Source organism: Promicromonospora iranensis (genome assembly GCF_028994805.1).
In the GTDB taxonomy this organism is placed as follows: domain Bacteria; phylum Actinomycetota; class Actinomycetes; order Actinomycetales; family Cellulomonadaceae; genus Promicromonospora; species Promicromonospora iranensis.
Window position 1 is genome coordinate 106,251 of record NZ_JAJQQP010000012.1, and the last position, 18,490, is coordinate 124,740.

Here is an 18,490-nt window from a genome sequence, read left to right on the forward strand (position 1 = left end):
GACGCCGCACGTGATGCACACATCTTGTCCAGCGCCAGCGGAGGAAACCCATCAGCACAGCGGAGCCGTCCGGCCACGGCAAGGTCGCGGCCTGGGTCTACAGCGAGGCCTTCGTCCCCGAGGACGAGGTGCTGCTGCGCGCCCGCGAGCGCGCCTCGGAGCTGGGTTGTCCCGCCGTGCTGCCTGGCGTCGGGGCCGTGCTGCGGGTGCTGGCCGCCGCCACGAACGCGCACGCGGTGGTGGAGGTCGGTACGGGTGCCGGTGTCGCTGCCCTGTGGCTCCTCCGCGGTATGCCGCTCGACGGCCAGCTCACCACCATCGACCGGGAGGTGGAGCACCAGAGGGCAGCGCGGGCGGCGTTCGCCGAGGACGGCGTCGCCCCGCAGCGCACCCGGATCATCCCCGGCCGGCCCGGTGACGTGCTGCCCCGGCTGGCGGACGGCGCCTACGACCTGGTGCTCGTGGCGAGCGACCCGCTGGGCTACCCGGAGTACGTCGACGAGGCCCTGCGACTGCTCCGGCCGGGCGGCGTGCTCGCCGTGGACGGCGCGCTGCTGCGGGACCGGGTCGCGGACCCTGCCCGCCGCGACGAGCTCACCACCGTCGTGCGAGAGGTGGGCCGGACGCTGCGCAACGACGAGCGGGTGCTGCCTGCCATGCTGCCGAGCGGAGACGGGCTGCTGCTGGCCGTCCGTCGCTGACCTGCCGGACGGCCGGTCCCCGCGACGGACGGCCGGCAGTGGAGCTCAGGCCTCAGGCGATCACGGTCTGGAGAGCGTCGCCGAGCTCGCTTGCCTCGGTCGCGTTGAGCTCGACGACGAGCCGACCGCCGCCCTCGAGCGGCACACGCATGACGATGCCGCGCCCCTCCTTGGTGACCTCGAGCGGTCCGTCACCCGTTCGCGGCTTCATCGCAGCCATGTGTGGCTCTCCCATTCCGTTGTCCGGTGTGTAGCAGCATTCATGTTCCCGGCGAACGCCGAGGGCACAGACTCATTCTAGTTCAATTGCCGCCCCTTACTTTCCACGCGCCCTTTCGCCGCCCTTCGCCGGATCAGGCAAGACCGCGCAGTGCCGCGGCCGGTGGCGCCTCGTCCCGGACCGCCGCCACGAGGTCGAGAACGCGTCGTGTGGCGGCCACATCGTGGGTGCGGAAGACCCGCGCGCCGAGCCACGCGGCCACCGCCGTCGCACCCAGCGTGCCCTCGAGCCGCTCCTCGGGCGGGAGGTCGAGCGTCTCCCCCACGAAGTCCTTGCGGGAGAGCGCCATGAGCAGCGGGAAGCCGAGTCCCGCGAGCGTGCCGGTGGCGCGCAGGAGGTGCAGCGAGTGCCAGGTGTTCTTGCCGAAGTCGTGCGTGGGGTCGACGAGCACCGACTCGCGCGGCACCCCGCACCCCACCGCTCGCGCCGCGGCGGCCCGGAGGGTCGCCACGACGTCGTCCAGCAGACCGTCGCCGTCCCCCGGGTACTCCACGCGGTACGGGTCGGTGCGGGGTGTCGCGCCGCCCGTGTGGGAGCAGACGACGCCGACGCCGGCCGCCCCCGCCACCTCCACCAGGGCCGGGTCGTGCCCGGCCCAGGTGTCGTTGATCAGGTCCGCCCCGGCGTCGATCGCCGCGCCGGCCACGCCCGCGCGCCAGGTGTCGACCGAGACGAGCAGGTCCGGCACCGCACGGCGGACCGCCGCCACGAACGGGACGACCCGGCGGATCTCCTCTGCCTCGTCCACCGGCGACCCGTTGCCCGCACGGACGCCGCCGACGTCCAGGATCTCCGCGCCGTCCGCGAACGCGCGCTCCGCGGCGGCCAGCGCGGCGGCGTCGTCGGGCACGCGGGCGGGGGCGTAGAACGAGTCGGTGGTGCGGTTCAGGACCGCCATCACGACCGGGCGCACCGCGCGGCCGTCGCGCCCCAGCTCGCGTCCGCGCAGCACCAGCGGCGCGGACGCCCGCGGAACCGTCGCGTCCGGGACGTCCGAACCGTTCACCTACGCGCCGCCCAGGGTGCTCGGCAGGCCCGGCCCCTCGAGTGCCGCTTCCTCGGTGGCGCGCTCCGCGGCTGCCGCCGCCTGCAGGGCCGCCTGCTCCGCCTCGATCTGGTGCACCCGCTCGACGACGTGGTTCACCGCCTCCGCGGGGTCGTCGGTGAGGTGCATGATGTCGAGGTCGGCCTCGCTGATGGTGCCGTGGGTCAGCGCCGTCGAGCGGATCCACTCCAGGAGCCCGCCCCAGTACTCCTTACCCACCAGGACGAGCGGGAACTGTGTCACCTTGTGCGTCTGAACAAGGGTCACTGCCTCGAAGAGCTCGTCGAAGGTGCCGAATCCCCCGGGCATCACGATGAATCCCTGGGCGTACTTCAGGAACATGGTCTTTCGCGCGAAGAAGTACCGGAAGTTGATGCCCAGATTCACGAACTCGTTGACGCCCTGTTCGAAGGGCAGCTCGATACCGAGGCCCACCGAAGTACCGCCCGCCTCGGCGGCGCCCTTGTTCGCGGCCTCCATCACGCCGGGCCCGCCGCCCGTGATGACGGAGTACCCGGCCTCCACCAGGAGCCGGCCCACGGTCTCCCCCGCGCGGTAGTCCTCGTGGTCCGGCTTGGTGCGCGCGGAGCCGAACACCGACACCGCCGGCCCGAGCTCCGCGAGCGCGCCGAATCCCTCGACGAACTCGCTCTGGATGCGCATCACGCGCCACGGGTCGCTGTGCAACCAGTCCGACTCCTGGTCGGATGCCAGGAGTCGCTGGTCCGTGGTGGTCTGCGGGACCTGGTTCCCGCGGAGCAGCACCGGGCCGCGGCGGTAACCGCGGCCGGACTGTGGAATGCCGTCGTCGCTCATGCGACCAAACTATCCGCCGAGCAGCCAGGCCCGCAGCGCGTCACGGCACTGCGCGAGCTGAGCGACCGGCAGATGCTCGTCGTCCTTGTGCGCGAGCAGCGGGTCCCCGGGGCCGAAGTTCACCGCCGGCACGCCCAGCTCGGAGAACCGGGCGACGTCGGTCCACCCGTACTTCGGCGCCGGCACGCCACCGGTCGTGGCGAGCACCGACTGCACGAACTGGGCGGCCAGCGGGTCGTCGAGGCCCGGCCGCGCACCCCCGGCGGCGTCGGTCACGACCAGGTCGAAACCCTCGAACACCTCCCGCAGGTGGGCCTCGGCGTCCTCGACGGAGCGCGACGGCGCGAACCGGTAGTTCACCTCGACGGTGCACGCGTCCGGGATGACGTTGCCCGCGATCCCGCCCTCGATCCGCACGGCGTTGAGGCCCTCGCGATAGAGGAGGCCGTCGACCTCGATCGACTGCGGCTCGTACGCGGCGAGCCGGGCCAGCGCCGGGGCCACCGCGTGGATCGCGTTCTCACCCGTCCACGCCCGCGCCGAGTGCGCGGCGACGCCGCGGGTGCGCAGCTCGACGCGCATGGTGCCGTTGCAGCCGCCCTCGATCCCGGCGTCGGTGGGCTCGCCGAGGATCGCGAAGTCGCCCCGCAGCAGCTCCGGGTGGTTGCGCGCGAGGCGGCCCAGCCCGTTCAGGGCCGAGTCGACCTCCTCGTGGTCGTAGAAGATCCACGTGAGGTCGTGCGCCGGCTCGCTGCCGGGCGCCCCGAGCTCGACGGCCAGCGCGAGGGCGACGGCGACGCCGCCCAGCATGTCGACGGTCCCGCGGCCCCACAGCACCGCGTCGTCGCCCTCGCCCACCAGGCGCGTGGGCAGGTTGTCCGCGATCGGCACCGTGTCGATGTGGCCGGCCACGACGACGCGGCGGTCCCGGCCCAGGTTCGTGCGGGCGACCAGGGCGTCCCCGTCGCGCAGCACCTCCAGGTGCGCGCAGCCGCGCAGCAGGATCTCGATCGCGTCGGCAAGGGCCTTCTCGTCGCCGCTGACGGACGGGATGTCGCAGATGACCCGGGCAAGTGCGACGAGGTCGGACTCCTCGCCGGACGGGTCGAGCAGGGCAGGGTCGATCACGGTGTCCACAGGACAACCCTATGCGTTGGCCAGGGCCGTTAGGCTGGAGCCATGACGACCGCATGGGGTTTCGGCCTTGCCACGATCGCCGACGACGGCACCACCCTCGACACCTGGTACCCGGCGCCCGCCCTCGGCGAGGCGCCCGCCGGCGCGACGCCGCCCGAGGCCCTCGCAGGGCTCGTGGGTGCTGACGAGGCGCGCCGCGTCCGGCTCGAGGTGGTCAGCACGCAGATCGACCTCGCTGACCCGCCCAAGGACGTCTCCGACGCCTACCTGCGGCTCCACCTGCTCTCGGCCCGCCTCGTGCGCCCGCACGGGCTCAACCTGGACGGGATCTTCGGCGTGCTGACGAACGTCGTCTGGACCAGCGCCGGCCCGTGCGCCGTCGAGGGCTTCGAGGAGACCCGGGTGCGCCTGCGCGCCCGCGGCCACGTCACCGTGTTCGGCGTCGACAAGTTCCCGCGCATGGTCGACTACCTGGTCCCGTCGGGCGTCCGGATCGCCGACGCCGACCGGGTCCGCCTCGGCGCGCACCTCGCCCCGGGCACCACCGTGATGCACGAGGGCTTCGTGAACTACAACGCGGGCACCCTCGGCTCCTCCATGGTCGAGGGCCGCATCTCGGCCGGCGTCACCGTGGGCGACGGATCCGACGTCGGCGGTGGCGCCTCGATCATGGGCACCCTGTCCGGCGGGGGCAAGGAGGTCGTGTCCCTCGGCGAGCGGTGCCTCCTGGGTGCCAACGCGGGCCTCGGTATCCCCCTCGGTGACGACTGCGTGGTCGAGGCCGGCCTGTACGTCACCGCCGGGAGCAAGATCACCGTGCTGGGCGCCGCCGTCGACCCGACCGGTGACGGCACCGCCACCGTCAAGGCGCGCGACCTCGCGGGCCGCAGCAACCTGTTGTTCCGTCGGAACTCGACCAACGGCGCCGTCGAGGTGCTCGACCGGACCGGCGTCGGGATCGAGCTCAACGAGGCCCTGCACGCCAACTGACCAGCACGGACATCAGGGAGCTCGCATGGCCCTCCTGGCCGAGGCCGGTCCACCGGTCCCGCCACCCGCCGACGGTCCCCCGCGGCGCCGGCCCGTGAGACGCGCGCTCAAGTACGTGGTGGCGGTCGGGTCGGTGAGCGCCGTCGCGACGATCGGCATCGTCGTGGGGCTGAACCGGCTGACGGGCGCCGGACCCGTCACGGAACGGTGCACCGCCGTGCTCGACGGCTCGGACTGGTACCTGTCGCCCGGCCAGGCGGACAACGCGGCGCTCGTGGTCGGCACCTCCGTCGCCCGCGGCCTGCCCGCGCGGGCCGCGACGATCGGGCTGGCCACCGCGCTGCAGGAGTCGAAGCTCGTCAACATCGACTACGGCGACCGCGACTCCGTGGGCCTGTTCCAGCAGCGCCCGTCCCAGGGCTGGGGCACCGTCGGGGAGATCATGGACCCGGTGTACTCGACCAACGCGTTCTACGACGTGCTGGTCGAGGTCGAGGGGTACGAGGACATGGCGGTGACGGACGCCGCGCAGACCGTGCAGCGCTCGGGCTTCCCCGACGCGTACGCGCAGCACGAGATGCGGTCACGCGCCTGGGCCTCCGCGCTCACCGGCAACTCCCCCGCGGCCCTGTCCTGCGAGCTGGCCCCCGTCGCGAACGCCGACCAGATAGCGCCCGACGCCGCCCGCGACGTCGTGGTGGGCCGCCTGGGCCGCGACCTGGGACTGGCCTCCGCGACCGGCGCCGCGGACCCGAACCGCCAGGACCCGGCGTCGTCCACGGTGACCGTCGACGCGACGCCGCTCACCCCGGACGACCCGCAGCGCGGCGCGTGGGCGACCGGCCAGTGGGCCGTCGCGACCGCCCAGACCACGCAGGCCGTCGAGGTGCACGTCGCCGACCGGGTATGGCTCCGCGAGGAGGCCGCCTGGGTCGCCGCGGAGACCCGGCTGAGCCCGGGCGAGGTCCGCATCACGGTGGACGCCGCGGAGTAACCCCTCACGCCGAGGTAGTCACTTGGCGAGGTAGTCATGCAACTAGGTGACTACCTCGCCAGATGACTACTTCGGCGGGGTCAGCTGCCGCCGCCCATCAGGCCGCCCAGACCGGAGGAGTTTCCGCCCTCGTTCTGCCGCGGCTCGGGGCGGTCGTAGTGCTCGTCGATCTGCAGCTCCGCGACGTCGTCGCCGAGCTGGGTCAGCAGAGCGTGCCGGGCCTCGCGGCGCCTGCGCTGCTCCAGCGGCTCCGGCACGGGCGCGGCCGCGATGAGGCGCTGCGTGTACTCCTCGCGGGGGTGGTGCAGCACCTCGTCGCGCGGGCCCTGCTCCACGATCCGGCCGTTCTGCAGCACCACCACCCGGTGGGCGAGCAGGTCGATCACCGCGAGGTCGTGGCTCACGAAGAGGCACGCGAACTTGTAGCGCTCCTGCAGTGCCGTGAACATCTTCAGCACGTTCGCCTGCACGGAGACGTCCAGGGCCGACGTCGGCTCGTCCGCCACCAGCAGCTCGGGGTCGAGCGTGAGGGCACGGGCGATGCTGACGCGCTGGCGCTGGCCGCCGGAGAGCTCGTGCGGGTAGCGGTTGAAGGCGCTGCGGGGCAGCTCGACGGCGTCGAGCAGCTCCAGCACACGCCGGCGCCGCGACTTGTCGTCGCCCTCCTTGTGCACCACCAGCGGCTCCGCGATCACGTCGCCGATCGGCAGGCGCGGGTTCAGGGACGACGCCGGGTCCTGGAACACGACGCCGATGCGCCGGCGCAGGGCCTTGAGCTCCTTGCCGCGCATCTTCGTGAGGTCGTTGCCCAGGATCGACACCGAGCCCGACGCCGCCGGGATGAGGCCGAGGGCACACTTGGCGATGGTGGACTTGCCGGAGCCCGACTCGCCCACCAGCCCCACGATCTCGCCCTGCGCCACGGACAGCGACACGTCGTCGACGGCCCGGAACGTCGGCTTGCCGAGCCGGTGGTACTCGATGACGAGCTTGCCCAGGTCGAGCGCCGGCAGGTCGCCGGCACCCGCGACCACGGGGGTGACGTTGCCGAACTGGCCCGGTCCCGACCCCAGGTGGGGCACAGCGGCCAGCAGGCGCTTCGTGTACTCGTGGCGCGGGTGGTTCAGCACCTGGTCGGCCGTGCCGGTCTCCACGATGTCGCCCTTGAGCATGACGGCGACGCGGTCCGCCATGTCGGCCACCACCCCCATGTTGTGGGTGATCAGCAGGATGCCCGTGTCCAGCTTGTCCTTGAGCGAGCGGAGCAGGTCGAGGATGTCGGCCTGCACCGTCACGTCGAGGGCGGTGGTGGGCTCGTCGGCGATGATCACCTTGGGGTCGCACGCGATCGCCATGGCGATGACGACGCGCTGGCGCTGACCGCCGGAGAGCTCGTGCGGGTACTGCTTGAGCCGGCGCTCGGGCTCGGGGATGCCGACCATGGCGAGCAGCTCGGCGGCCCGGGCCATGGCCTGCTTGCCGAAGGCGATGCCGTGCAGCTGCAGGCCCTCGGTGAGCTGGTCGCCGATCGTGAGGACCGGGTTCAGCGCGGTCATGGGCTCCTGGAAGACCATCGCGACGTCGTTGCCGCGCATGGTGCGCAGCCCTCTGCCGTCGAGGCCGCCCACCACCTTGTCGCCCACGCGGACGGTGCCGCCGACGCGCGCGTTGCGGGGCAGCAGACCGAGCGCCGTCATCGAGGTGACGGACTTGCCCGAGCCGGACTCGCCCACGAGCGCCACGACCTCGCCGGGCCGCACCTCCAGGTCGATGCCCTTGACGGCGTGGACGTCACCGAACTCGGTCTTGAACGTGACGGAGAGGTCCTCGAACGAGAGGACGGCGTCGCCGGTGGCCGAGGCGGAACCGGGCGAGCTGATGTCGAGAGTGGTCATGCTCAGTCCTTGCTCCGGTTCTGGCGGGGGTCGAACGCATCACGCAGGCCGTCGCCGATGAAGTTCACGCACAGCGCGATCGTCAGGATCATCAGGCCGGGCCACCAGAACAGCCACGGGCGTGTCGTGAACGCCGCCTGGTACTCGGAGATCAGGGTGCCCAGCGAGGTGTCGGGCGGCTGCACGCCGAAACCGAGGAAGCTGAGCGAGGTCTCCAGCAGGATCGCGGTGGAGATGGACAGGGTCGCGGACACGATGATGACGCCCACGGCGTTGGGCAGCACGTGCCGGGTGATGATGCGCCACGCACCGGTACCCACCGCCTGGGCGGCGAGCACGAAGTCCCGCTCACGCAGCGAGAGCACCTCGCCGCGCACGAGGCGGGCCAGGCTGGTCCAGGTGACCAGACCGAGCACCAGGGCGAGCCCGAGAATCCCGTTGCCGCCGGCCATCCGGCCGAGCACGGCGGCCACGGCGAGCAGCGGGATGACGATGAAGACGTCGGTCATGCGCATGAGGATCGACTCGACCCAGCCGCGGTAGAACCCGGCCAGTGCGCCGATCAGGGTGCCCACGAGCGTCGAGATGATGCCGACGGCGAACGCGATGATCAGCGAGAACTGGGTACCGCGCATGACGAGGGCGAAGTAGTCCTTGCCGCCCGTGTCCTGGCCGAACGGATACTCCCAGGTGGGGGCCCCGTCACCGATCTTGTCGTACTGGAGCGTGTAGTCCTTGGGCCACCAGCCCGGGATCGGACCGACGCCGATCGACGTGAACGCCACGACGATGACGATGCCCAGCACGATCATCGCGGAGAGTGCGCCCCTGTGCCGGAAGAAGCGGCGCACCACGAGCTGACCCTGGCTGTAGGACTTGTCCTCGCCGGGCAACGGGGCCGCCGAGCCGCCGGCGGCAAGGCCGACCGCGTCGGTGCCGGTCGCCGAGATCTGAGGCTCGAAGTCCTGGCCGTCGGGGTTGCTGTTCCTGATATCACTCATGTCTGTGTCTCCTGCCTTCGCCCGCGCTCAGCGCCGGATCCGGGGGTCGAGGGCCGCGTACGCGATGTCTGCCAGCAGGTTCATCAGGACGGCTGCGATGCCGGTGACGAGGAAGAACGCCATGACCGGCGCCGGGTCGACCGCGCGCAGACCGTCTTGGAACAAGGCGCCCATGCCCTTCCACCCGAAGACCTGCTCCGTGATGATCGCGCCACCGATGAGGGCGGCGAAGTCGAACGCGACGATCGTCGTGATCGGGATCAGCGCGTTGCGGAAGGCGTGCTTGACGATGACCTCACGCTCGGACAGGCCCTTCGACCGGGCGGTGCGCACGTAGTCCTGGTTCAGCGTCTCCAGCATGGAGGAGCGCGTGTAGCGGGAGTGCGTGGCGACGGACACCAGGGTCAGCAGGATGGTCGGCAGCAGGATCTGCGTGCCCATGTCGAGCGCCCGCTCCCAGAACTCACCGTTGAAGTTCGGCGTCTGCGAGCCGATGGTCGAGATCGGTCGTGACTTGAGCCCCAGGAAGCTGCTCCAGTGCGCGATGAGGAGGTCCGCCACGACCATGATGCTGGTGATGACCCCGGTGATGCCGGAGACCAGCATGGACTGCTTGCGCGCGTAACCGCCCCAGGCGGCGCCGACCGCCACCGAGACCACCACGGCGATCACGAACAGACCGATGAGCAGGAGCCACGACGGCTCGTTGACCAGGAGCGGCGCGGTGACCAGGTAGGCGATCACGCCGACGACGACGGTGGTGAGCGCCGCGTAGAGCGCCCGCCGGTTGCGCAGGCCGGCCACCAGCGCGGTGACGAGCACGCCCGCCGCGGCCGAGACCACCAGGACGCCGCCGATGCCGAACATCGGGTCGCGCCACCAGTCGAGCGCGTTGAAGGCGAAGAGCACCACCGTGACGAACGCGAACGCGGTCGCGGCCGTGACGATCCGGCGTCTCGCGGACCCGCCGAGCACCGCCTGGAGCAGGAACCCTGCCAAGAGCCCGACTATCACTATCGTCCATGGCGCGTACTGGCCCACGGCGATCCAGTTGTTGTACTGAATGGCCGCGTACTCCTTGAGCAGCGTCGCCGCCCAGAACACCGGCAGCGAGAAGAAGAGGAAGGCGCTGAACGTCACCGTGTAGTCGAACCCGGAGTACTGGCGGATCGCGGTGAGGATACCGAGCGCTACACCGACGACGATGGCGAGCAGCGTGGAGAGCGTGATGAGCCGGAGGGTCGAGGCCGCCGCCTGCTGCGTGAGGTTGAGCACGTCGATGCCGTTGACGGTGACGCCGAGGTCGCAGCTGCCGGTGAAGCAACCGCCTACGCCGCTGAGCCAGTCCCAGTACCGCTCGTACCACGTGTCATCGAGCCGCATCCGTTCGGTGCGCTCCGCGATGAGCGCGTCACGGTTCGGGTCGTTGGATTCGTTCAGGTCCTGGAGCGGGTCGCCGGACTTGATGGTCAGGACGAACATGAGTACTGAGGCGCCGAGCAGCACGAGCGCCGAGGCGCCGATGCGCCGGAGGATGAACTTGAGCACGGGTTGGCCCTTCGAGGCGGACGCAGCACGGCGTCTGCTGGGGAAAGCGATCAGCGTGTCACTATAGGACACCGGACGAAAATTGCTGCCGTCCACCCAGGTCACCCTCGGAAAAGTTCCTGGACGGCGACAGGCAGCGCTGCGGGGAAGGGAACACAGGCTCCCTTCCCCGCAGGTCTTGCGTCATCCTCGCGTCAGGAGGCGGTGTTCGCCGCCCACTGCTCGGCGTTCCACAGCACGCCCGTCTGGGCGGCCGAGTTGTGCACGTTCTCGAGGTTCGAGCTGCTGGCGATCACACCGGGGTGAGCGAACAGCGGGATGCCGTAGAGCGTGTCCCACAGCTGCTTCTCGATGATCACGGTCTGCTCGGCGTGCACCGCTTCGTCCGTGGACGACGACAGCGTCTTCCACGCCTCGTCGACGGTCTCGTCCGAGTACCCGCCGTAGTTCTGCGTGCCAGGGGTCGAGTAGATGTTCTCGCCCGAGGCGATCTGACCCGATCCGGCCCAGGCGAACAGCGCGACCTCGTAGTCACCGTTCGGCAGGTCCTTGTCGAAGAAGTCCGGCGAGGCGGAATCGATGATCTCGAAGCCCACCTGGTCGCACGAGGACTTGATGGCCTCGACCTCGGCGGCACGACGCGGGTTCGGCGCGGCGTAGCCGATGCGGACCTTCTCGCCCTCCTCGAGGCCGGCGGCCTCGAACTTCTCCTTGGCGGCGTCGAGGTCGACCTCGTCGTACCGGTTGTCGTACGACCCGGACACGACGTCCTCGTAGCTGTCCTGGAACGGGAAGACCTCGCGGGCGTTCATGATGACGGCCTCGGGGGCGATCGGCTTGATCAGGTCGTCGACGATCTTCTGCCGCGGCACGCAGTGCGCGAACGCCTCCCGTGCCTCCAGGCTGTCGGCGAAGACGCCGGAGTTGAAGTTGTAGTCGAGGTGCTCCCAGGTCAGACCCTGGTTGGTGTCGACGTTCACGGCGTCGCCGAGCTGCTCGAGCTGCGTCGTCGTGTCGACGGTCGGGCCGCTCGGCTGGATGACGTCGAGGTCACCGTTGGCCAGCGCCTGGATCTGCGCGTCGGCACCGATGAAGCGGAACGTGAGCTCCTTCGTGGCGGCCGGCGTGCCCCAGTACTCGGAGTTCGCCTCAAGGGTGATGTACTGGCCGCTCTGCCAGCCGTCCGCCTTGAAGTCGTACGGGCCGGTGACGGGAGCGATCGCCGGGTCCGGGACCTCGCCCGGCTTGGACAGCCAGCCCGTGTTCCAGAACTCGGCGGCGTCCTTCAGGACGTCCATGTCGAGCTCCTGGATGGCGGTGACGAGCTCCTCGGTGGAGACGCCCGCCTGCTCGGCGACGACGTGCGCGGGAAGCGGCGGGTACGCGTGGATCTTCCAGTCGGCGTACACCCGCTCGTAGTCGTACGTGAAGGACTTGGCGTCCGGGGAGTCCGCCTGCGGGCCCTCGGGCACGTAGTCGCCCAGCGACAGACCGTCGATGTGGTTGAAGAGCGGCGTCTCGGAGCCGTCCTCGGTGACCTTGCCGTTCTTGGTGACCGCCCGGGCCGCCCAATCGAGCATGTAGTCCGCGTAGGTGACCGGCGTGCCGTCCGACCAGGCTGCCTCGTCGTTGAGGGTGTACTGGACCTGCAGCGGGTCCTCGGAGACGGCCTCGTAGGTGCCGTACGTCTCGTCGGCGCAGATCGTGCCGTCGGTACCGAAGTAGTAGAAGTTGCCGAACAGCTGGTCCACGACCGCGCTGTTGTACACCGAGTAGGCCTCGGGGGTCAGCCCGTTGTAGCTGAGGAACTCGTCCTCGATCGACATCTTGATCTCGCCGTCCGCGGTCTCGATGTCGCCGAGGTCAGCCTTGCACGGACCGCTGGTCGACGCCGCGGTCGCAGTGGACTCGCCGTCCGCGGAGTCGTCGTCGTTGCCCGCCGGGCTGGTGCACGCCGACAACAGCAACGCGCTCGTGGCCGTCACTGCGACGGCGGCGCTCAGTCGCCTGATCTTCAATGTTCCTCCTCAAGGGGATGCCGGTATCGGACTGCCTGGCAGCGCGCCGCAGCGCGCGCCGGGAGTGAGACGTCCGTCACCGTCATGGTTTCCGCTCACGCTACTCACGCGTTGGGAGGGTTTGCCCTACTTCGTCGTTTGGCGGAACTGATCGTTACCGACCTGATATCGCCCCGTATCAACACGGTCTCCGCGCATCGAGGACGGAAACAGGGAGTTAACACCCGGGTGAGAAGTTCAGACCCAGCCGTGCGAGCGCGCCACCGCGACGAAGGCCCCTCGGGTGGCGAGGACCTGCTCGGCGGTGAGGGTCGGCACCCCCGCGAGGAGGACCTCGGTGACCTCCACGGCGAGCTCCCGCTCGGACGGTGCGTCGCCGTCGGCCCGGGAGCCGACGTCGGGCAGCGGCGGGAGGAAGGCCGGGGCGGGCGCGGAGTGCGCGCCCGACGCGACGGCGGCCCCGGCCATCGCCGGGGCGGGAGCGGGGGCCGGCGCGACCAGGGTGACGGTCGAGGCCTTCAGGCCCCGGTCGCCGTCCTCCACCGCGAAGTCGACCACGGCGCCCACCGCGAGGTGGCGCTTGTCGAACTCGAGGTCGTTGACGTGGATGAACACGTCGTCGCCGCCCGTGTCGGGCGCAACGAACCCGTAGCCGCGAACCTCATCGAACCTGATGACCTTGCCTTGAACCACGACACACACTCCGCCTCGTAAGAATCCCTGCACACCGAGTCTAGGACGGTTGTCCAACTTCGCGTGGTCAAACGCACACCGTGTCGTCCTGGTTCCCTCGCGATCCGACCCGTAGCGTGGAGGTCCTTTTGTGTCGCACAGCCGTCTCCGAGGAGTTCTCCCCCTGAGCGCAGAGGTCTGGTACGTGAGCTACGGGTCCAACATGGCCCGGGCCCGCCTGGCCTGCTACCTGGCAGGCGGGCGCCCGGAGGGGGCGCGGCGGCACTACGCGGGAGCGCGGGACCGGACGCTCCCCCGCGAGGACCGGGCGGTGCACCTGCCCGGGCGCCTCTGGTTCGCGGGCGAGTCGAGCGTGTGGGGCGGCGGCATGGCGTTCTACGACCACGACGCCGTCGGCCCGACGCCGGCCCGTGCCTACCGCATCACCGCGGCCCAGCTCGCCGACGTGGCAGCGCAGGAGATGCACCGCTCCCCCGCGCCGGACGGCCCGCTGGAAGCGCTGCTGCGCGGAGGCATCGACGACCGGTACGCCGCGGGGCCCGGCCGGTACGAGACGCTGGTCGCCGTCGGGCAGCTGGACGGGCTGCCGATGCTCACCTTCACCGCGCCGCACGGGCACGCCGACGTGCCCCATGCGGCGCCGTCGGCCGCGTACGTCGCGATGATCGGTGCGGGCCTGCGTGAGTCGCACGGCTGGTCCGAGGCCGAGGTCGCCGCGTACCTGGCCACCGTGCTCCCCCGCGACGCCGCCGCCTGACGGCGCTAGCGTGCCGACATGACGATCCGCGCGCTGGAGACCTCGGAGGTGCTCCGGCGCGCGGACGAGATCGCCCGGGTCTTCCAGCGCGCGTTCGGCTACTCGGACGAGCGCCGTGAACACTTCCGGGACACCCGGCTCGCCTACCTGCCGCTGTACGACGGCGCGCTGACCCTCGGCGCGTTCGACCACGACCGCCTCGTGGGGTTCGTGTACGGGTTCGACTACCAGCCCGAGCACTGGTGGCCCCAGCAGGTGGGCCCCGCGCTGGTGCGGGCCGGCCACGCGGGCTGGACGGAGGACGCCTTCGAGCTCAACGAGCTGGAGATCCTGCCCGAGCACCAGGGCAAGGGGCACGGGACCGCGCTCCTGCGCGGGCTCTTCGAGCGGACCGCGCACCGGCACATCCTGCTGTCCACCACGGCCGACCCCGCCGACCGGGCCAAGGTGCTCTACCGCCGGCTCGGGTTCGTCGACCTCCTGCCCGGGTTCCGGTACGCGGGTGTCACCGAGCCCGCCACCATCATGGGCCGACGGCGACCGGGCTGACGTTTCAGCGCTTCCAGGCGTAGGGCGTCGTCGTGGAGACCTTGACGAAGCCGTAACGCTCCAGGATCGGTCGTGAGTACTCGGTCGAGTCGCTGTGGACCAGGGTCTTGCCGAGCGCCAGGGCGGAACGCGCACGGGCCGCCGTCAGGGCCCGGTAGATGCCGCGGCCGCGCCACTCGGGCCGGGTGCTACCGCCCCAGATCCCCGCGAACACCGTGTCCGCCACCGGCTCCAGCCGGCCCGCGGTCACGAGCTGCCCCTCGGCCTCCGCGACCCACAGCTCCATGCTGTCGTCCACGGCCTGGCGGCGCAGGATCGCGTTCGCCGTCGTATCCGACGGCGGCTGGCCGAAGACCTCGTCCTGCATCGCGCACATCGCGCGGACCTCGGGCTCCTCGGTCACCCGGCGCACGGTGACGCCGTCGGGCAGGGGGACGTCCACCGCGAGGGCCGCCGCGTCGCCGATCATGATCGACTCCCGGTCCTCCGGCGCGAACCCGTGCTCGAGCAGGGCCTCGTGCAGCCCCGGGGCGTGGTCGTGGCCGCGGGTCTTCCACTCGACCTGCGTGATGCCGCCGTCGGCCCGGAAGTGGGCGATGGCCTCGGCGACGAGCGTGCGCACCGCCGGCTCGTCGGCCCCGCCGAGGTCGCGGTACGTGACGAACCCACGCCCGCCCAGGAAGGTCACCAGCCGCAACGGACCGACACGGGCGACGGAGATGGCGCTCGGGGTCTCGGCGTCGGTGCGGAGCTGCTCGTCATAGGCCTGAAGCAGGTGGGAGGGGTCGGTCATGGACACACGGTCCTTGCTGGGCGTGGCGCGGGGCAACGGATTAACCGGCCGTCTCCCCCGCGCCGCGCTCAGCCCTTGAGCCCGCTGTGCGCCAGGCCCTGGACGAACTGCTTCTGCGCCACGAGGAACACGGCCAGGACGGGCAGCACGGTGAGGGTCGTGGCGGCGAGCTGGACGTTCCACATGGGTCCGCCGTAGGCGTCGACGTACTGGGTCAGTGCCTGCGGCAGCGTGAAGCTCTCCTTGCTGGACAGGTAGACGATGGGCTCCAGGTAGAGGTTCCAGGACTTGAGGAATGTGAAGATGGCGACGGCGCCGAGGGCCGACCGCGACAGCGGGAGGGCGATGCGCCAGAAGATCCCCCACCGCCCGAGCCCGTCGATCCGGCCCGCCTCCTCCAGCTCGGTCGGGAGCGCCAGGAAGAACTGCCGCATGATGAACACGGCGAGCACGGCGGGCGCACCGAGGATCGGGATGACGATCAGCGGCCAGTGCGTGTTCATCAGCCCGAGGCTGTTGACGATCCGGAACAGCGGGACGATCGTCACCTCCGACGGCACGAGCAGGCCGACGAGCACGAGCACGAACAGGGCGTTCGCCCCGGGGAACCGGATCCGCGCGAACGCGTAGCCCGCCATGGCGGCCACGAGCATGGTGCCGATCGTGACGAGGGCCGCGATGTACAGGGAGTTCCAGTACTGCTGCGCGAACGGCTGGAGCGTGAACACCTGGCCGTACGCGTCCAGGGTCGGGTCCTGCGGCCAGATCGTCGGCACCCGGCGCAGGATCTCGCTCATCGGCTTGAGGCTGGAGGTCGCCATCCACCAGGTGGGGAAGACGAACGGGACGCTCAGCAGGGCAAGGAGCACGACGAGCAGCCACCGGTTCCAGCCCCGGCGGGCTCGGGCACCGAGCCGCCGGGGCCGGGCAGGCCCGGCGACGGCGGTCCCCGGCGTGCCGGGCGGCCCGGTCGGTGCACCTGGCTCGGAGGTGCCCGGCGTCGTCACGGGCAGCACGTCAGACTTCATGGAAGACCCACCTCTTGCGCGACTGCCACTGCAGGAGCGTCAGTACGAGGACGATGACGAACAGGAGCACCGCGATGGCGCTGGCGTAGCCGAACTCGTTGAACCGGAACGCCTGCTGGTACAGGTAGTAGACGAGGACGGTCGTCGAGTTCCCCGGCCCGCCGCCCGTGAGGACGTCGATCTGCGCGAAGACCTCGAGCGAGCCGACGATGGTGATGATCGAGACGAGCAGGATCGTCGGGCTGATCAGCGGCAGGGTGATCGACCGGAAGCGCCGCCACGCGCCGGCCCCGTCCAGCCGGGCCGCCTCCTGCAGCTCCTCGGGCACGCCCTGCAGCGCCGCGAGGAACAGGATCATGTTGAGCCCGACGTTCTTGAAGACCTGCACGATGATCACCGCGATCATCGCGGTGGTCTCGTGCCGCAACCAGTTCGGGCCGTCGACGCCGAGCACCGCGAGGAACCCGTTGATACCGCCGTCGGCCTGGAGCAGGAAGCTCCACACGATCGTCCACGCGACGAGCGACACGACGACGGGCGAGAAGAAGAACGTCCGGAACGTCGTGGTGCCGGGCAGCCGCTGGTTGAGCAGGACGGCGAGCAGCAGCGCCAGCACGATGTTGAGGACGACGAGCCCGATCGAGAACCACAGGCTGGCCAGGAGCGCGTCCGCCAGGCCGTCGTCGGCCGCCATGCGCCCGTAGTTCTCGGCCCCGACGAAGGTGAAGGTGTTCGCCAGGACGTTCCACTCGTGCAAGGAGTACCAGACCACCATGCCGAGCGGGAGGACGACGAACGCGAGCGCGCCCAGGACCACCGGCGCCACCATGGCGTACCCGACGAGCCAGTCGCGGCGCACCGCCGCTGACACTGTCGCCACGGTCACTCCTCCAGCAGGGGCGTGATCGCCGAGCAGGTGTCCGTGAGGACCGCCTCGACGTCCGCGTCCTCGGTCCACAGCGCGTCGAGCTCGGCGCGCACCGTCTCCGACAGCTGGGCGAAGTTCTTGTGCGCCGGCTTGGTCACGGCGTCCTCCACGCCCTCCACGACCACTGCCTGCAGCTGCTCGGCGCTCAGGCTCGGGTTGGCGCCGGCCAGCGTCTCCGCGTTCAGGAGCGACGCGCGGGGCGGCGGGAAGTACCCGGCGAGCTGCTCGGCGTTCTCGGGGTTGGTGAAGTGCGCCAGGAAGTCTGCGGCGACGTCGGGGTGCTCCCCCGCGGCGAAGACGCCGATCCCGGCCTGCCCGACGACGTTCTGCTGGCCTGCCGGTCCCGCCGGCAGGGGCACGACGTCCCAGTCGAACGAGCCGTCGAGCGCCGACGCCCTGCTGATCTGGGTGATGGTCATCGCGGCGTCACCGGCGAAGAAGTCGGCGGTCGTGCCCGGGCCCGGCATCGCGCCGTCCTCGAACGCGGCGTCGTGGATCCAGGTCATGGCCTCGACCATCTCCGGCTCGGTGAAGGTGCACTGCGTGCCGTCCTCGCTCCACGGGGCGGCTGCCCAGCCGGACCAGACGGTGGCCAGGTTCTCCCACGTCTGATAGTCGAAGTCCCGGACCACGAGACCCTGCTTGCCGGAGTCCTCCGCGGTGGCGGCGGCGATGTCCCGGGCGGCGTCGAACGTCCACCCTCCGGACGCGACGAGCTCGGCCGGGTCGGTCTGGTCCGCGGCGGCGATCTGGTCGGTGTTGACGAACATCGCGAACGGGCTGGTGGAGAACGGGTACGCGTACAGCCCCTCGCTGTCCTCCCACAGGCCGAGGGCGCTCGGCACGATGTCGTCGAGGGCGTAGCCCTCCGTGCTCTCGAGCAGCGGGCGCAGGTCGGCGAGCGCCCCGCTGGCGACGAACTCCGGCGCGTTGCTCTCGAAGATCCAGGCCAGGTCCGGGGCGTTGCCTCCGGCCAGCTGGGTGGTCAGCGACGTCGTGTAGTCCTCGAACGGGATGGTCTCGAACGTCACGCCGGAGACGAGCTCGGGATTCTCGGCGACGTAGTCGTCGGCGATGCTCTGGAAGAGCTCGAGCTGCGCCTCGTCCGCCGTCCATACGGTCATCCGCAGGTCGACGGGCTCGGCCGGGGCGTCGGGCTCGCCGACCGGTGCGTCGGTTCCCCCGCCGCACGCGGTGAGGGCGAGTACCGCCCCGAACGCGGCCGCGGTGACCGCGGTCCGGCGGGGTGTGTGCTGTGCAGACATCAGTGCTCCTTTGGACTGATCCGCGACGGGGTGTCGCGGGTGTGTCAGTACG

The 18,490-nt window shown here is 70.8% G+C and carries 18 protein-coding genes; 5 read left to right on the forward strand and 13 right to left on the reverse strand.

The window, feature by feature from the left end; genetic code table 11:
• Positions 1–128: 128 nt before the first annotated feature.
• Positions 129–701: an O-methyltransferase gene (locus LUM46_RS20200; RefSeq protein ID WP_310242977.1), complete on the forward strand. Its 573-nt coding sequence runs from the start codon at positions 129–131 to the stop codon at positions 699–701.
• 52 nt (positions 702–753) lie between these two features.
• Here LUM46_RS20200 and LUM46_RS20205 read toward each other — a convergent pair whose 3' ends face one another.
• The 4 genes from LUM46_RS20205 to dapE all read right to left on the reverse strand — a co-directional run bounded on the left by LUM46_RS20205 (position 754) and on the right by dapE (position 3,979).
• On the reverse strand, positions 754–921 hold the full coding sequence (locus LUM46_RS20205) for a DUF3117 domain-containing protein (protein WP_274996439.1): 168 nt from the start codon (positions 919–921) through the stop codon (positions 754–756).
• Positions 922–1,054: 133 nt separating this feature from the next.
• On the reverse strand, positions 1,055–1,987 hold the full coding sequence (gene folP, locus LUM46_RS20210; protein ID WP_274996440.1) for a dihydropteroate synthase: 933 nt from the start codon (positions 1,985–1,987) through the stop codon (positions 1,055–1,057).
• Positions 1,988–2,842, reverse strand: a complete 855-nt coding sequence (locus tag LUM46_RS20215) for an LOG family protein (RefSeq protein WP_274996442.1) — start codon at positions 2,840–2,842, stop codon at positions 1,988–1,990.
• A gap of 9 nt (positions 2,843–2,851) precedes the next feature.
• Entirely contained in the window at positions 2,852–3,979 is a 1,128-nt protein-coding gene (gene dapE / locus LUM46_RS20220; RefSeq protein WP_274996443.1) for a succinyl-diaminopimelate desuccinylase, read from the reverse strand.
• Positions 3,980–4,021: 42 nt separating this feature from the next.
• On the opposite strand from dapE, the gene dapD reads away from it, so the two are divergent.
• Positions 4,022–4,969, forward strand: coding sequence for a 2,3,4,5-tetrahydropyridine-2,6-dicarboxylate N-succinyltransferase (gene dapD, locus LUM46_RS20225; RefSeq protein WP_274996444.1), 948 nt, complete (start codon positions 4,022–4,024; stop codon positions 4,967–4,969).
• A gap of 25 nt (positions 4,970–4,994) precedes the next feature.
• Positions 4,995–5,963, forward strand: a complete 969-nt coding sequence (locus tag LUM46_RS20230) for a hypothetical protein (protein ID WP_274996446.1) — start codon at positions 4,995–4,997, stop codon at positions 5,961–5,963.
• An 80-nt stretch (positions 5,964–6,043) separates the two neighbouring features.
• Here LUM46_RS20230 and LUM46_RS20235 read toward each other — a convergent pair whose 3' ends face one another.
• From LUM46_RS20235 to LUM46_RS20255, 5 genes are all read right to left on the reverse strand, one after another.
• Positions 6,044–7,858 (reverse strand): ABC transporter ATP-binding protein, encoded by a 1,815-nt coding sequence (locus LUM46_RS20235; protein ID WP_274996448.1) that lies wholly within the window; start codon positions 7,856–7,858, stop codon positions 6,044–6,046.
• Positions 7,859–7,860: 2 nt separating this feature from the next.
• Positions 7,861–8,859 (reverse strand): ABC transporter permease, encoded by a 999-nt coding sequence (locus tag LUM46_RS20240; protein WP_274996449.1) that lies wholly within the window; start codon positions 8,857–8,859, stop codon positions 7,861–7,863.
• A 27-nt stretch (positions 8,860–8,886) separates the two neighbouring features.
• Complete coding sequence (locus LUM46_RS20245) at positions 8,887–10,407, reverse strand: ABC transporter permease (protein ID WP_274996451.1); 1,521 nt, start codon at positions 10,405–10,407, stop codon at positions 8,887–8,889.
• Positions 10,408–10,601: 194 nt separating this feature from the next.
• Entirely contained in the window at positions 10,602–12,425 is a 1,824-nt protein-coding gene (locus tag LUM46_RS20250; protein WP_274996452.1) for an ABC transporter substrate-binding protein, read from the reverse strand.
• Between the two features lie 237 nt (positions 12,426–12,662).
• The gene (locus tag LUM46_RS20255) at positions 12,663–13,118 is read right to left on the reverse strand and encodes a cold-shock protein (RefSeq protein ID WP_274996454.1); all 456 of its coding nucleotides are present in this window, start codon (positions 13,116–13,118) and stop codon (positions 12,663–12,665) included.
• A gap of 184 nt (positions 13,119–13,302) precedes the next feature.
• Between LUM46_RS20255 and LUM46_RS20260 the strand changes: the two genes are divergently transcribed.
• Positions 13,303–13,875 carry a histone deacetylase gene (locus LUM46_RS20260; RefSeq protein WP_274996455.1) on the forward strand — a complete coding sequence of 191 codons (573 nt, stop codon included), beginning with the start codon at positions 13,303–13,305 and terminating at the stop codon, positions 13,873–13,875.
• A gap of 18 nt (positions 13,876–13,893) precedes the next feature.
• Complete coding sequence (locus tag LUM46_RS20265) at positions 13,894–14,424, forward strand: GNAT family N-acetyltransferase (RefSeq protein WP_274996456.1); 531 nt, start codon at positions 13,894–13,896, stop codon at positions 14,422–14,424.
• 4 nt (positions 14,425–14,428) lie between these two features.
• Here LUM46_RS20265 and LUM46_RS20270 read toward each other — a convergent pair whose 3' ends face one another.
• From LUM46_RS20270 to LUM46_RS20285, 4 genes are all read right to left on the reverse strand, one after another.
• Positions 14,429–15,217, reverse strand: a complete 789-nt coding sequence (locus tag LUM46_RS20270) for a GNAT family N-acetyltransferase (RefSeq protein ID WP_274996457.1) — start codon at positions 15,215–15,217, stop codon at positions 14,429–14,431.
• Positions 15,218–15,285: 68 nt separating this feature from the next.
• Positions 15,286–16,245 (reverse strand): carbohydrate ABC transporter permease, encoded by a 960-nt coding sequence (locus LUM46_RS20275; protein ID WP_274996459.1) that lies wholly within the window; start codon positions 16,243–16,245, stop codon positions 15,286–15,288.
• Entirely contained in the window at positions 16,235–17,125 is an 891-nt protein-coding gene (locus LUM46_RS20280) for a carbohydrate ABC transporter permease (protein WP_274996461.1), read from the reverse strand. The genes LUM46_RS20275 and LUM46_RS20280 overlap by 11 nt, the downstream gene beginning before the upstream one ends.
• A gap of 2 nt (positions 17,126–17,127) precedes the next feature.
• Entirely contained in the window at positions 17,128–18,438 is a 1,311-nt protein-coding gene (locus LUM46_RS20285; RefSeq protein ID WP_274996463.1) for an ABC transporter substrate-binding protein, read from the reverse strand.
• Positions 18,439–18,490: the final 52 nt, after the last annotated feature.